The 14,056-nt window shown below is 61.0% G+C and carries 12 protein-coding genes; 2 read left to right on the forward strand and 10 right to left on the reverse strand.

Going from position 1 to position 14,056, the window contains the following annotated elements; all coding sequences use genetic code 11:
* Positions 1 to 190: 190 nt before the first annotated feature.
* The 3 genes from J3A65_RS16270 to J3A65_RS16280 form a co-directional block, all read right to left on the reverse strand.
* A complete protein-coding gene (locus tag J3A65_RS16270; RefSeq protein ID WP_209902284.1) occupies positions 191 to 1,315 on the reverse strand; it encodes a mandelate racemase/muconate lactonizing enzyme family protein in 1,125 nt (374 codons plus the stop codon).
* Positions 1,316 to 1,484: 169 nt separating this feature from the next.
* The gene (locus J3A65_RS16275; protein WP_209902286.1) at positions 1,485 to 2,984 is read right to left on the reverse strand and encodes an aldehyde dehydrogenase family protein; all 1,500 of its coding nucleotides are present in this window, start codon (positions 2,982 to 2,984) and stop codon (positions 1,485 to 1,487) included.
* Positions 2,985 to 3,000: 16 nt separating this feature from the next.
* The gene (locus J3A65_RS16280) at positions 3,001 to 4,146 is read right to left on the reverse strand and encodes an iron-containing alcohol dehydrogenase (RefSeq protein ID WP_209902288.1); all 1,146 of its coding nucleotides are present in this window, start codon (positions 4,144 to 4,146) and stop codon (positions 3,001 to 3,003) included.
* 112 nt (positions 4,147 to 4,258) lie between these two features.
* On the opposite strand from J3A65_RS16280, the gene J3A65_RS16285 reads away from it, so the two are divergent.
* Positions 4,259 to 5,155 carry a LysR substrate-binding domain-containing protein gene (locus tag J3A65_RS16285; protein WP_209902290.1) on the forward strand — a complete coding sequence of 299 codons (897 nt, stop codon included), beginning with the start codon at positions 4,259 to 4,261 and terminating at the stop codon, positions 5,153 to 5,155.
* Positions 5,156 to 5,228: 73 nt separating this feature from the next.
* Here J3A65_RS16285 and J3A65_RS16290 read toward each other — a convergent pair whose 3' ends face one another.
* From J3A65_RS16290 to J3A65_RS16320, 7 genes are all read right to left on the reverse strand, one after another.
* Positions 5,229 to 5,636 (reverse strand): F0F1 ATP synthase subunit epsilon, encoded by a 408-nt coding sequence (locus J3A65_RS16290; protein ID WP_062462547.1) that lies wholly within the window; start codon positions 5,634 to 5,636, stop codon positions 5,229 to 5,231.
* A gap of 74 nt (positions 5,637 to 5,710) precedes the next feature.
* Positions 5,711 to 7,141 carry a F0F1 ATP synthase subunit beta gene (atpD, locus tag J3A65_RS16295; protein WP_062581713.1) on the reverse strand — a complete coding sequence of 477 codons (1,431 nt, stop codon included), beginning with the start codon at positions 7,139 to 7,141 and terminating at the stop codon, positions 5,711 to 5,713.
* 23 nt (positions 7,142 to 7,164) lie between these two features.
* Complete coding sequence (locus J3A65_RS16300) at positions 7,165 to 8,052, reverse strand: F0F1 ATP synthase subunit gamma (RefSeq protein ID WP_062581712.1); 888 nt, start codon at positions 8,050 to 8,052, stop codon at positions 7,165 to 7,167.
* 29 nt (positions 8,053 to 8,081) lie between these two features.
* Positions 8,082 to 9,611 (reverse strand): F0F1 ATP synthase subunit alpha, encoded by a 1,530-nt coding sequence (gene atpA / locus J3A65_RS16305; protein WP_174197129.1) that lies wholly within the window; start codon positions 9,609 to 9,611, stop codon positions 8,082 to 8,084.
* Positions 9,611 to 10,177, reverse strand: a complete 567-nt coding sequence (locus tag J3A65_RS16310; RefSeq protein ID WP_062581709.1) for a F0F1 ATP synthase subunit delta — start codon at positions 10,175 to 10,177, stop codon at positions 9,611 to 9,613. Before J3A65_RS16310 ends, atpA begins: the two co-directional genes overlap by 1 nt.
* Positions 10,178 to 10,438: 261 nt before the next feature.
* A complete protein-coding gene (locus J3A65_RS16315; protein WP_062462528.1) occupies positions 10,439 to 10,822 on the reverse strand; it encodes a hypothetical protein in 384 nt (127 codons plus the stop codon).
* A gap of 66 nt (positions 10,823 to 10,888) precedes the next feature.
* Positions 10,889 to 13,108 carry a primosomal protein N' gene (locus J3A65_RS16320; RefSeq protein ID WP_209902293.1) on the reverse strand — a complete coding sequence of 740 codons (2,220 nt, stop codon included), beginning with the start codon at positions 13,106 to 13,108 and terminating at the stop codon, positions 10,889 to 10,891.
* Positions 13,109 to 13,270: 162 nt separating this feature from the next.
* Between J3A65_RS16320 and J3A65_RS16325 the strand changes: the two genes are divergently transcribed.
* Entirely contained in the window at positions 13,271 to 14,002 is a 732-nt protein-coding gene (locus J3A65_RS16325; RefSeq protein ID WP_209902295.1) for a hypothetical protein, read from the forward strand.
* Positions 14,003 to 14,056: the final 54 nt, after the last annotated feature.

The raw sequence follows: 14,056 nt of genomic DNA on the forward strand, positions 1-14,056 counted from the left end.
GCTCCCACACGATATGGCTCTGAATTGCCGGAACTTCCGGCGCCACATCCTATCAAATCACTCTGCCGGCAACTTATAGCGGCAAAAGAAATCGAATGCGCAGGAGATTTCGGCGTCGTCAATCACCTCTTCGTTGGTCGACGCTGGTAGACCGCAGGCTCTGCGAACTCAGGGTGCAGACGGCCCGGGATCAGGCAATCCGGGTTGCCGCGAGACGATCCTCGTCCAGCACGATGCCGAGACCCGGCGCATCGCCCAGTTCCAGCCAGCCGTGACTGTGCTTCAGCGGCGAAGCCATTGGATAATCCCGCCGCGCCCCGCTCCATTCCGGATTGTCGTAAGGGTATTCGAGGAAAGGCGCATCCCCCACGCCGGCAGTCAGATGCGCGTTGGCGAGCACGCCGATTCCGTTGGTCCAGCTGTGCGGCGTAAACGTCACCCCCGCCTCCCGCGCCTGATAGACGAGCCGCCGGCAACCGGTAATGCCGCCCACCAGCGCAACATCCGGCTGGATCACGTCAAACGCACGCTCCTCGATGATATCGCGGAACTCCGAGAGCTCGCGGGTCATCTCGCCGCCCGCGATCCTCACCGACGTCGCCTCCTTCAACGCTCGCATGCCCTTGCGGTCGGACCGGAACAGCGGTTCTTCCATCCAGTAGATGTCGAGCCTTTCCAGTTCCTTCGCAACCGCAAGTGCATCCTTGAACGTCCATGGCAGTGTCGTATCCCAGGGCATGCGCCAGCCCTGATTGCAGTCGACCATCAGTTCCATCCGATCGCCGACGCGGGCACGGATCGCTCCCAGCGCCTTGATGTCATCCCGCCAGCCGGAACGACCGCCGGCAGACGACGAGAAGCGCACCTTCATGGCCGGAAACCCCTCCTCGACGTAACGCTCCGCCTGATCCGCCATCGCCTGTGGATCGCGCAGCACGCCCGAGGATGCGTAGAGGCGCACCTTGTCCGACCGCCCTCCGAGCATGCGCCAGACGGGCTCTCCATTGATCTTGCCCGACAGATCCCACAGCGCCAGATCCAGCGGCCAGCAGCGGCCATAGTGGAAGTTGATATGCGAGAGCACCTCGTAATGCCGCTCCAGATGGCGTGGATCCTGGCCGATGAAGAGGTCCTCGTGCCCCTCGAAACCCTTCATCAGGTCGCCCGACCCGATCCCCTCCCGGCCCTCGTCGTCCTTGACGCGCACGATGGTGGCGTCGAAATGCCGCCGCGCCCTGCCATCCCAGCTCGCCTTGAAGGCTGGATCGAGCGGCAGGCGATGATGGGTGATCTCGATCGATGCGATACGGCTCATGGCTTTCCTCCGCTGATGTTCCGGACTGACGAAGACCCCTCCCCACCCTCCCCACGAGTGGGAGGGCTTTAGCCCCGCGGCACCCTCGAGGATCAATTCCAAGTGAGCGAGTGCCGCGCTGTATCTCCCCCTTGTGGGGGAGATGGCCGGCAGGCCAGAGGGGGTCTTCCTACCCGAACTGCTGCCAGATGGTCTTGTAGTCGCAGTATTTGTCGATCGCATGCACCGAACGGTCGCGTCCGAAACCGGATTGCTTGAACCCACCGAACGGCGTCGAGAAATTCGCCATGTCATAGGTGTTGATCCACACGGTGCCCGCATGGATCGCTTCCGAAACGCGGTGGGCGCGGTCCATGTCTTTGGTAAACACCGCGCCAGCCAGACCATAGATCGTATCATTGGCAAGCCGCAGCGCCTCCTCCTCCGTATCGAAGGGGATGACGGCAAGCACCGGGCCGAATATTTCCTGCCGCGCCAGGCTCATGTCGTTGGTCATGTCGATAAAGACGCCGGGCGAGATGTAGAAGCCCCCCGTTTCGGAAAGCACCCGCTCGGCTCCGAAGACACGTTTGGCACCCTCCGTCTCGCCGGCAGCGATCATGCCGAGTACTTTTTCCATATGCGCTTCGTCGATCAGGGCGCCGATCTGGGAGGAAGGCTCGAACGGATGCGCGAGCGCGATGTCGCTTGCCGTCACCGCCTCGATCTTGGCAATCAGCTTCTCCTGAACCGAGCGCTGCACCAGAAGCCGGGTCGAGGCATGGCAGGTTTCGCCGGCATTGTAGAAGCATCCCCAGGCGGCAGCCGAGGCGGCGGCATCAAGGTCCGCATCCTCGAACACCACGATGGGCGACTTGCCGCCGAGCTCCAGTGCCACCCGCTTGACGTTGGATTGGGCAGCATACCCCATGATCAGCTTGCCGACTTCGGTCGAACCGGTGAACGCGATCATGTCCACATCCATATGCAGCGCCAGCGGCTTACCCGCCTCTTCGCCGTAGCCGGTGACGACATTGAACACGCCGGGGGGAAGACCGGCCTCCACCGCCAGTGCCGCAAGCCGGAGCGCCGAGAGAGACGATTGTTCGGCCGGTTTGAGGACGACGCTATTGCCGGCCGCGATTGCGGGACCGAGCTTCCAGGCATCGATGATCATCGGGTAGTTCCAAGGCGTGATGACCCCGATCACGCCGAGCGGCACCTTTCGCACCAGTGCCCGGGCATTCGGCCCGGTGGGTGCGACCTCATCATACTGCTTGTCGATCATTTCGCCGTAATACTGGATGCCATCGGCGCAGAGGCGGACATCGACATTGAGCGACGCCAGAACCGGCTTGCCGACATCGAGCGTTTCGAGCACCGCAAGCTCTTCGGCGTGGGCTCGAATGAGGTCTGCCCAACGCAGCATGATCTTCTTTTTCTCGAGCGGCTCTCGTTTTCGCCACACACCGCTCTCGAAGGCGGCGCGGGCAGATAGCACAGCCGCATCGATATCCGCGCCAACCCCGCGCGCAAGCGGCGTCCCCGGCTTGCCGTCCATCGGACGCGGACGGGTGAACGTCTCGCCTGATAGTGCCGGGCGGTAGTCGCCCTCGATGAAGAGGCGGCCTTCAAGCTTGAGCGTGGAAAGCGCGCTTTCCCAGTAATCGCGGGTATAGGTCGTGGTCATCAGAGTATCCCTGTTCCTAAAGCGTCTTCGGCAGCGCCATGATCGTGTTCGCGAAGGCATCGATATCGGCGTCGGATACCTCGCGCACGGTCGAGCGGCGCATCGGCTGGTTTTCCGCCGCCCGCATTTCGGCGGCGAGGTCTGACGCTGAAAAGGCGTCGAATGCCCTCGGCAGCGCGCGCTGTACCCCGCAGCGATCCATGAGATCGGTAACGAACCCGGGCAGCGCCTGCACATCGGCAAGACCCAGCACATGGGCCGAGTCATTCAAGTCCGGCGTACCGGCATCGCACAGCCACGAAAGCGTCGCCTCGAAACCGAGCGCCGTTGCAAGCCCGTGATGAACCGGCGCAAGCCCGGCCAGTGCGTGACTGATATTGTGGGCGACAGCCGTACCGCAATTGTCGATCGCAATACCGGCATAGCAGGAGCCGAGCAGCACCTTGCCGCGCGCATCGAGATTGCCTGGAGCCTTGACGGCCGTTTCCAGCGAACCTCCCACCAGCCGCATGGCCTCATGGGCATAGAGTTTCGCGCCGGCATGGGTGTTGCGGTTCGTTGCCGCCTCGAAAGCGTGAATAAAGGCATCCATGCCGCACCACGCCGTCAGGTGCGGCGGAAGCGAAATGGTGAGCTCCGGGTCGAGGATGACGAGATCCGCCTTGGTCTCCCCTCCCCAGATCCACAGCTTCTTGCCTTCCGGCCCGGCAAAGATATTGGTCGCTGATGTTTCCGAGCCGGTTCCCGCCGTCGTCGGCACCATGATTTTCTTCAGAGGGTTGCTTGGAAGCGGATTAGCCGCCAGCGCATAATGCATCGGGTCCTCGCCGGACGCGGCGCAGCAGGCCGCGATCTTAGCGATATCCAGCGCCGATCCACCACCGATGCCGATGACGAGATCGGAACCGCGGGCGAGTTCGCTTGCAGCGCGAAGATGCGTGAGTTTGGGCTCGCCCGAGAAATCACAATAAAGTCGCGGCTCGATCCCGGCGGTGACCAACTCATCCGCAAGTGCTGCGGCGAGCCCGCTCGATGCCAGGAACCCGTCCATGACAACGGTTGCGATCGCCACGTCCTCGAATCCTCTGACAGCGGAGGCGAGATCGCGGAATAGCCCCGTGCCGAAGCGGATGTCTGGAACTGACGAAGTCGAGAACTGCATGATGGAGACACCCCGGACAAGATCACGTGGCGACAGTGTGCATCACAATTTGAACTCTTCAAATCCATCGGTTTTTCGGGCTTACTGATGACTTGAGATCATGGAGCGTGAAATGCTGGACAGAATTCCGCTCGAAGCCTTCCGTGTCTTCGATGCCGCATGCCGGTTCATGAATTTCTCCCGCGCGGGCCGTGAGCTCCACATCACCCAGGCCGCCGTCAGCCGTCGTATCCAGGGGCTGGAAGAACAGCTCGGCGCTAAGCTTTTCACCCGCCGCGGACGCAATCTAGCGCTGACGCCAGAGGGAGACCGGCTTGCCCAGAGGGTGCGCGCTACGTTGGAATATCTGGAGGAAAGTCTGGAGCCGTTCCGGGGCGGTGGCCGCGAAACCATCTCGATCGCCGCCAGCAGCTCGGTGTCCCATCTGTGGCTCGGCAAGCGCCTGAAGGATTTCGACAATGAAAGCCCATCGGTCTCCGTGCGTTTACTGACAACCGACGTGCCGTCGGAACTGGCATCTGAGGCCAACGACCTCGTCATCCTCTATGCCGCCGGCGAACACCCGCGGTGGAACCTCACTTTGTTGATCCGGGAAAGCCTCGTCCCCGTCGCCTCCCCCGCCTATGTGGAAAGACGGGGGCTCGATGCAGCCTCGCTGACAGCAGACGCCATGACCCAGTTGGACCTGATCGATTACGAGCGGGCCAACGCCCACTGGATTTCGCTAAGGCAATGGTTCGCGCGGTTGCCGAAGCCACCGAAGGCTGCGATCAAGCCGCGCCTGTCCTTCTCAACCTACTCACTGGCGATAGATGCCGCCCTGCGCGGCGAGGGCGTAACGCTTGGCAGCAGAGGATTGATTGCCGAGGAGCTCGCGTCCGGAACACTGGTGGAACTTGGCACGGCCCAGCTCGATACGGGCTATGGCTACTATCTCGGCATGCCGCGCTACCGCTCGCTCACCCCGGGCGCCGCACGTCTCCACCAGCACCTGCTCGGAAACCCATAGGCACCGAAAGCGCTAAAACGCGAAAGGCGGCCCGATGGACCGCCCTTCGTAAATTATATCGAACTCTGAAAAATCAGGCCGGAACGACGATACCGTTCAGATGCGTCAGTTCGGAGAGGAACTGTTCGAGCTTGGTCTTGTGCTCGTCGCTGTTGGCGTTGTCGATGGCAGCCTGCGTGGCATCGATGCGCTTCTGCAGCGTGTCCTGGTTCAGTTCGGTGACCGGCACAGCGGATTCCGCGAGCAGCGTACAGCTGTCCTGAACGATATCGGCAAAGCCACCGAAAACGACGTATTTGGTGACCTGACCCGAGGCAAGCTTCACGGACACGACGCCCGGCTTGATCGTCGTCATCGTCGGCGCATGGTTGGCAAGCACCGTCATTTCGCCAAGCGTTGCCGGGATCACCACTTCGGAGACATTCTCCGAAACGAGCAGGCGCTCGGGCGATACCAGTTCAAATTTGAAAGCGTCGGCCATTAAGGTCCACTTCCCTCGAGTGTTTCAAGCAGGAATGGCGCGCCGGATCATGTCCCGCGCGCCGTCTTATAGGATCAAGCAGCTTCGGAAAGCTTCTTGGCCTTTTCAATCGCTTCTTCGATCGAGCCGACCATGTAGAAGGCAGCTTCCGGCAGGTGATCGTATTCGCCGGCAACGAGGCCCTTGAAGCCCTTGATCGTGTCTTCGAGAGCAACCAGCTTGCCCGGCGCACCGGTGAAGACTTCGGCGACGAAGAATGGCTGCGACAGGAAGCGCTCGATCTTGCGGGCGCGCTGAACGGTCATCTTGTCCTCTTCGGACAGTTCGTCCATGCCGAGGATGGCGATGATGTCCTGCAGAGCCTTGTAGCGCTGAAGCGTCGTCTGAACCTTACGAGCGATCTCGTAGTGCTCTTCGCCGACAACCAGCGGGTCGAGCATGCGCGAGGTCGAGTCGAGCGGATCCACAGCCGGGTAGATACCCTTTTCAGCGATAGAGCGCGACAGAACCGTCGTTGCGTCCAAGTGGGCGAACGAGGTTGCAGGAGCCGGGTCGGTCAAGTCGTCGGCGGGAACGTAGATGGCCTGAACCGAGGTGATCGAACCCTTGGTCGTGGTGGTGATGCGTTCCTGCATCTGACCCATGTCGGTCGCAAGCGTCGGCTGATAACCAACGGCCGAAGGAATACGGCCGAGAAGAGCCGACACTTCGGAACCTGCCTGGGTAAAGCGGAAGATGTTGTCCACGAAGAACAGAACGTCCTGGCCTTTGTCGCGGAAGTCTTCAGCGATGGTCAGACCCGTCAGAGCGACGCGAGCGCGCGCACCCGGAGGTTCGTTCATCTGGCCGTAAACGAGAGCTGCCTTCGAGCCTTCGCCGCCGCCATGCTTGTTCACGCCGGATTCGATCATTTCGTGGTAAAGGTCGTTGCCTTCGCGGGTACGTTCACCCACGCCAGCAAATACCGAGTAACCACCGTGCGCCTTGGCGACGTTGTTGATCAGTTCCATGATGAGAACGGTCTTGCCAACGCCGGCGCCGCCGAACAGGCCGACCTTACCGCCCTTGGAATAGGGAGCCAGCAGATCGACGACCTTGATGCCGGTTACCAGGATCTGGCCTTCGGTCGACTGCTCGACGTAGGACGGTGCTTCCTGGTGGATGGAGCGCTTGCCCGACGTGATCAGCGGACCAGCTTCGTCGACCGGCTCGCCGATGACGTTCATGATGCGGCCGAGCGTCTCAGGACCAACCGGAACGGTGATCGGAGCGCCGGTATCGGTAACGCGCTGACCGCGAACAAGACCTTCGGTCGAGTCCATGGCGATGGTGCGAACCTGGTTTTCACCAAGATGCTGCGCGACTTCGAGAACGAGGCGGTTGCCGTTGTTCTCTGTTTCAAGCGCGTTGAGGATCGCCGGCAGTTCGCCGTCGAACGCCACGTCGACGACAGCGCCGATAACCTGGGTCACTTTGCCGAGGGACGTGCCCGTTGCGGTAGCCATGATTATTACCCTCTTTCTTTACCTCAGAGCGCTTCCGCGCCCGAAATGATTTCGATGAGTTCCTTGGTGATCTGTGCCTGGCGCTGACGGTTGTAGGAGAGCGTCAGCTTGTTGATCATGTCACCGGCATTGCGCGTCGCGTTGTCCATTGCAGACATCTGCGCGCCATAGAAGGAAGCGTTGTTTTCAAGAAGTGCACGGAAGATCTGCACTGCGATGTTCTTCGGCAGCAGGTCTTCCAGGATTTCCTGTTCGCTCGGCTCGTATTCGTAAAGTGCGGCAGAACCGGCATCCGGCTGTGCTGCATCCCTGACGTCGAACTTTGCGGGGATGATCTGCTGGGCAGTTGCCACCTGCGCGATAACCGACTGGAAGCGCGCAAAGAAAAGCGTCGCAACGTCGAATTCGCCGGCGTTGAACAGCTCGAGCACCTTGTGGGCCACTTCGTCGGCCTGGACGAAACCAAGCTGCTTGACTTCGCGGAAGGTCACGTAGTGGACGATGTTGTCCTTGAACGTACGGCGAAGCACGTCGTTGCCCTTGCGGCCGACGGTCAGGATCTTGACCGTCTTGCCCTGTGCAATCAGCTTCAGTGCATGCTCGCGTGCCAGACGGACGATCGAGGAGTTGAAGCCCCCCGCCAGACCACGCTCGCCGGTCGCAACGATCAGGAGATGAACCTGATCCTTGCCTGTCCCGGACAAGAGAAGCGGTGCTTCGGCATTGCCGGCATTGGCAGCCGTGAGGCTGGCCAATACCTTGGTCATACGCTCCGCATAAGGACGGGCAGCCTCGGCCGCCTCCTGTGCACGGCGCAGTTTCGCAGCGGCGACCATTTTCATCGCCCTGGTGATCTTCTGCGTCGCCTTGACGGAGGCGATCCGGTTTTTCAGATCCTTAAGTGAAGGCATCCGTTATCGGTCCTCGATCTAGATCCGTTTTAGGCGAAAGACTTGGCGTAGCTGTCGAGAGCTGCCTTGAGCTTTGCCTTCGTGTCGTCGGAAACCTGCTTCTCGCTGCGGATCGTTTCGAGAACCGCCTTGCCTTCGGAACGAAGGTAGGAAAGCAGACCCTGCTCGAACTTGCCGACATCGGAAACCGCGATCTTGTCGAGGTAGCCGTTGACGCCCGCAAAGATCACCGCAACCTGTTCTTCGGTCTTCAGCGGCGAGAACTGCGGCTGCTTCAGAAGTTCGGTCAGGCGTGCACCGCGGTTCAGCAGGCGCTGGGTCGAGGCGTCGAGGTCGGAGCCGAACTGCGCGAACGCAGCCATTTCACGATACTGGGCAAGCTCGCCCTTGATCGAGCCAGCAACCTGCTTCATCGCCTTGATCTGCGCGGCCGAGCCAACGCGGGACACCGACAGACCGACGTTCACGGCCGGACGGATACCCTGGTAGAACAGGTCGGTTTCAAGGAAGATCTGGCCATCGGTGATCGAGATCACGTTGGTCGGAATAAACGCCGAAACGTCGTTACCCTGGGTTTCGATGACAGGCAGAGCCGTCAGCGAACCGGCGCCACGCTCGTCGGAGAGCTTGGCAGCGCGCTCGAGAAGACGCGAGTGCAGATAGAAGACGTCGCCGGGGTAAGCTTCGCGGCCCGGAGGACGACGCAGCAACAGGGACATCTGACGATATGCAACGGCCTGCTTGGAAAGGTCGTCATAAGCGATCAGCGCGTGCTGACCGTTGTCGCGGAAGTACTCGCCCATCGCGCAACCGGCGAACGGAGCAAGATACTGCATCGGTGCAGCGTCGGATGCCGTCGCAGCGACGATGATCGAGTAAGGCAGTGCGCCGCGTTCTTCAAGAACCTTGACGAACTGGGCAACCGTCGAGCGCTTCTGGCCGATGGCCACGTACACGCAGAACAGCTTGTCGTTTTCCGGGCCGTTCTCGTGAATGGCCTTCTGGTTCAGGAACGCGTCGAGAATGATCGCGGTCTTGCCGGTCTGACGGTCGCCGATGACGAGCTCGCGCTGGCCGCGGCCAACCGGGATCAGAGCATCGATGGCCTTGAGGCCGGTCGACATCGGCTCATGAACCGACTTGCGTGGAATGATGCCTGGAGCCTTGACGTCGACGCGCGAACGGCGGGTCGCGTTGATCGGGCCCTTGCCGTCGATCGGGTTGCCGAGCGCGTCAACGACGCGGCCGAGCAGTTCCGGACCGACAGGAACGTCAACGATGGCGCCGGTCCGCTTGACGGTGTCGCCTTCCTTGATGTTACGGTCGGAGCCGAAGATAACCACGCCGACATTGTCGGATTCGAGGTTCAGCGCCATACCGCGGACACCGCCCGGGAACTCGACCATTTCACCAGCCTGGACATTGTCGAGGCCGTAAACGCGAGCGATACCGTCACCGACGGACAGAACCTGGCCGACTTCAGAGACTTCGGCTTCCTGGCCGAAGTTCTTGATCTGGTCCTTGAGAATTGCGGAAATTTCCGCTGCACGGATATCCATCAGCCGACCTCTTTCAATGCAAGCTTAAGGGTGGAAAGTTTGGTGCGAAGGGACGTATCGATCTGACGCGACCCGACCTTGACGATCAGGCCACCGAGGATCGACGGATCGATCGTAACGGCGATTGTCACATCCTTGCCGGTGACGCCCTTCAGCGCCGACTTAAGTTCAGTTTCCTGCGCTGGGGTGAGCGCGTGGGCAGACGTTACCTCTGCGGTAACCTCGCCACGATGCTCGGCAGCGATTTGACGGAAGCTACGGATCATGCCCGGCAGAGCAAACAGACGGCGGTTGCCGGCAACGACCTTGATGAAGTTGAGAACAGCACCTGTGATGCCAGCCTTTTCGGCAACGGCTGTCACCGCGTTCTGCTGATCGTGGGCGGAAAACACCGGGCTTGCAACCAGACGCCGAAGGTCTTCGCTCTCATCCAGCAACGCCTGAAACCGATCGAGATCGGCGCTGACTTTATCGATGGAACCGGTTTCGAGCGCGAGCTCAAAAAGCGAAGAAGCGTAACGCTCTGCGACACCGGAAATAAGCGGGGACGTGTCAGCCACGGGCACAGTTTCCCTGAATTGCCATCCAAGCGCTGCGCCCTTTTTTAGAGGATCAGCAAGACCTTGAAAATATTTGATTTTTAATCAGAACCAGCGGGGCCTCCACCCCACCCTTTCCGACTTTCGCGGTCCGTCTAGCATAGGATGTAGGGACTCGCAACACGGGAGAGGCGGGAAAACGCCCCTGGGACTAGAGCTTGAGTCGTTTTTATGTCGGACACCGCTGGAATTGACCGCGTCTGAGATGAACGCTCTTGATTGGAAAGCTCAGAGATAGCCGAAGACATAGGCGAGCGGGCCGGCTGAAAGGACAACTTGTAGTAGGAAAATCAGCGTGTTTTTCACAGTTGCGCCACGATCGAAAGCAAACGAGACCAGCCTTCCGAATGCCCCCAGACCAAGCACGATGCCGAGCACCATATAGAACCAGTCCTGGGCAAAGATGATCGGCACGACGCCGAGGCCGACATACTGAGCGCCGGCGGCCCGCACCGATCCGTAACCCTCCGGCCGGACATCGCCGACACGGAACGCCGAAAGCCGCAGGCAGGGGCCGGGAAACAGGAGGATGAGGAGCCCGATGAGAGCCGTCGCGGCAGCGCAGACAAACGCCAGCTGCTCGCCGGTCTCGGTGGGGAAATACAGTTCCATGGAATCCTCGAATCGTTCTTGTGCGGCGATTTTATCGAAAGCGGTAAACAACTCGCAAAGATAGGATCAGAGAAAACTCTGAGGATCGATATCGAGCTGGATCTGCACCGTACCACGGACCTTCGGGCCGGCAGACATCATCGCCTTCAGGAAAGCCTGCATGTCGGAATTGCGCCGTCCGTGCACCAAAAGCCGGAATCGATGGCGGCCGCGTACCAGCGCGAGCGGCGCTTCAGCTGGACCAAGCACGGAAATCCCGGTCACCCTTGGTGCGGCCGCGCGCAATCCCCGTGCATGGGTTTCCGCATCGGCGCGCGTATCGGCCGAGACGATCAGCGACGCAAGCCGCCCGAACGGCGGCAGGATCGCCTTTTCGCGCTCTGCGATCTCACGCTCGTAGAACGCGCCCGCATCGCCTGAGACGATTGCCTGCATGACGGGATGCTGCGGCTGGAACGTCTGGATCAGGCCATGGCTCTTCAACCCTGTTCGCCCGGCGCGGCCCGTTACCTGGCTGAGCAACTGGAACGTCCTCTCGGCCGCCCGCGGGTCGCCGTTCGACAGGCCGAGATCCGCATCTACGATGCCGACCAGCGTCATCAGCGGAAAGTTATGACCCTTCGCCACCAGCTGAGTGCCGATCACGATATCCACATCGCCCTTGGCGATCGCATCGAGCTCCATCCGCAGCCGCTTGACGCCGCCGAGCAGGTCCGACGACATGACAATCGTGCGCGCTTCCGGGAAATGCTTCTCCACCTCTTCCGCGATACGCTCCACGCCCGGCCCGCAGGCGACGAGGTGATCGAACGTTCCGCATTCCGGGCAGGCTTCTGGCGTATGTTCGTGATAGCCGCACTGATGGCACTGGATCTGGTTTCTGAAGCGATGCTCCACCAGCCAGCTCGAACATTGCGGGCACTGGAAGCGATGGCCGCAGACCCGGCAGAGCGTCAGCGGCGCATAGCCGCGACGGTTGAGAAACAGCAGCGACTGCTCGCCGCGCTCAAGCGCCTTCTTCATACCGCGCAGGAGAATCGGCGAGAGGAACCCGCCGCGTTCCGGCGGATGCCGGCGCATGTCCACCAGATGCAGGTCCGGCAGCGCCGCATCGCCAAAGCGGGTCGGCAGGTGGACCGTAGTATAGCGCCCAGACAACCCGTTGACCTGGCTTTCCACGGATGGCGTTGCCGACACAAGCACGATCGGGAAATCGCCGATGCGAGCCCGGACCACCGCCATGTCGCGGGCATTGTAGAAGACGCGGTCCTCCTGCTTGTAGGCAGGGTCGTGTTCTTCGTCGATGACGATCAGTCCCAAGTCCTCGAATGGTAGGAACAGAGCCGAACGGGCCCCGGCAACAACCCTCACCTCGCCCGTCACGACGCCGCGCCAGACCTTTTCGCGGATACGGGGGGAAAGATCCGAATGCCATTCGGCAGGCTTTGCCCCGAACCGCTGCTCGAACCGATCGAGAAAGCTCGACGTGAGTGCGATTTCCGGCAACAGGATCAGAACCTGCTTGTCTTGTCGGACCGCCTGGGCAATCGCCTCGAAATAGACTTCCGTCTTGCCGGACCCGGTGACGCCATCGATCAGCGAGGCGGCAAACCCGCCGGCGCTAACCGAAGCGACGATCTCTTCGGCCGCTCCCTTTTGAGGTCCCTCGATGCGGGGCGCAGTATAATCCGGGTCAGGCCGTGCCACGACAGGCGGCGGCGGCAGGAAAATCGTGTCGAACACACCCTGCTTGATCAATCCGTCAACGACGCTCAGGGAAACGCCGGCCGCATGCGCAAGGCCGCTGCGGGTCCAGGGCGCTTCCTGCTCTTTCGCAAGGTCCAGCACCCGGGTTCTGGCCGGTGTCAATCGCGCCGGCTCGCCGCCCACAAAGCGCAGACCCTCCACCATTGGTTCCGGATCGAGCGCTGCCGGCGCCCGGATCGCCATGCGGGCCACGAAACCCGGCGGCGACAGCGTGTAGGCCGAGACCCAGTCGACGAAATCGCGCATCTCCTTGGAGAGCGGCGGGCAATCGAAAGCGAGCGTGATCGGTCGAAGCTTCTTCGGGTCGAGCGTGCTGTCGTCTGCGCCATCCCACACGACGCCGATCATCTGGCGTGGGCCGACCGGCACCTGCACGACCGAACCGGGCACAACAGTCAGTCCCTCGGGCACGGCATAGCTATACGGACCCGGCACCGGCAAAGGCACCAGGACCGGCACGACGGCCGCGACGGGCTTATCGAGGAGCGGACCGAACAGGTCGGACGAATCTGTGTCCATGGCGGGACCATGCCCAAAACCGGAACGAAAGGGAACCGCTGTTTGGCGCTCCCGCCGTTGACGACACACATCGCGGCGTGAAATTTAGGTTGTATCGTAAATAAAAATTAACTATAGGTAGAGTCCTAACCGGAGTGGGGGCTACGGATGTTCTGCAAGTCGATGACGACGCTTGTCGTGCCTGCTATTCTGCTGGCCGGCTGCAATATTCATCCTCTGCCAGAGGATTTCTCCAAGCCGGATACGACCTACCAGATTGTCGCCAAGGTGCGCTGCGAGGCGCGCGATGCCATCCGCGAGATCGCCACGGAGCTACTGTGCGAATACGGATCCCCGGCGGAGAAGCAGCTCTCTGCAGAGCTTCTAGCCGGGACGGTAACCTATGCCGATGCTTTCACACGCCGCTACAGCCCGGACATCAGTCTCTATTTCGACCGCTATGCCAAGTCGTTCATCGCGTACGACTTTCAGCTCAACATGACGGAAATGGACAGCCACGGGTTTTCGTTGGGCCTGCTCAACCCGTTCTCGAACGGCACCCGCAGTCTCGGACTGGGCAGCAGCGTCGATCTGTCCCGCCAGAACAACCGCAGCTTTCGTGTCACCGATGAATTCGCGAAGCTGGCGACTGAGGTCAACGACCTATACTGTGCCCCGAAAGCGAGAAGCGGCAACCTCATCTACCCGATCGTCGGACGGATCGGCTTGAAGGAAACGCTCGAGACATTCGTATGGCTCAACGAGAAAGGCAATCTCAAAGCCCCGAGCGGCACCGACGTGATCACCATGGCCGATACGCTGGAATTCTCGACCACGCTGAAGGGAAATATCGATCCGAAGATCGAGCTCAACCCGGTGACCTCCGGTGTCACGATATCGAGCCTCGGCATGTGACCTGAGACCCAATCTCCCTCCAGTTTTCGGGAGAGTCTTGGATTTTTAATCTGG

It is taken from the genome of Rhizobium sp. PvP014 (assembly GCF_017876855.1).
GTDB classification, from domain to species: domain Bacteria; phylum Pseudomonadota; class Alphaproteobacteria; order Rhizobiales; family Rhizobiaceae; genus Neorhizobium; species Neorhizobium soli.

Excerpts from the sequence above, each read along its gene's own strand:
- J3A65_RS16270 (WP_209902284.1), bottom strand. The coding sequence starts at position 1,315 with ATGAGCCGTATCGCATCGATCGAGATCACCCATCATCGCCTGCCGCTC.
- J3A65_RS16275 (WP_209902286.1), bottom strand. The coding sequence starts at position 2,984 with ATGACCACGACCTATACCCGCGATTACTGGGAAAGCGCGCTTTCCACG.
- J3A65_RS16280 (WP_209902288.1), bottom strand. The coding sequence starts at position 4,146 with ATGCAGTTCTCGACTTCGTCAGTTCCAGACATCCGCTTCGGCACGGGG.
- J3A65_RS16285 (WP_209902290.1), top strand. The coding sequence starts at position 4,259 with ATGCTGGACAGAATTCCGCTCGAAGCCTTCCGTGTCTTCGATGCCGCA.
- J3A65_RS16290 (WP_062462547.1), bottom strand. The coding sequence starts at position 5,636 with ATGGCCGACGCTTTCAAATTTGAACTGGTATCGCCCGAGCGCCTGCTC.
- atpD (WP_062581713.1), bottom strand. The coding sequence starts at position 7,141 with ATGGCTACCGCAACGGGCACGTCCCTCGGCAAAGTGACCCAGGTTATC.
- J3A65_RS16300 (WP_062581712.1), bottom strand. The coding sequence starts at position 8,052 with ATGCCTTCACTTAAGGATCTGAAAAACCGGATCGCCTCCGTCAAGGCG.
- atpA (WP_174197129.1), bottom strand. The coding sequence starts at position 9,611 with ATGGATATCCGTGCAGCGGAAATTTCCGCAATTCTCAAGGACCAGATC.
- J3A65_RS16315 (WP_062462528.1), bottom strand. The coding sequence starts at position 10,822 with ATGGAACTGTATTTCCCCACCGAGACCGGCGAGCAGCTGGCGTTTGTC.
- J3A65_RS16320 (WP_209902293.1), bottom strand. The coding sequence starts at position 13,108 with ATGGACACAGATTCGTCCGACCTGTTCGGTCCGCTCCTCGATAAGCCC.
- J3A65_RS16325 (WP_209902295.1), top strand. The coding sequence starts at position 13,271 with ATGACGACGCTTGTCGTGCCTGCTATTCTGCTGGCCGGCTGCAATATT.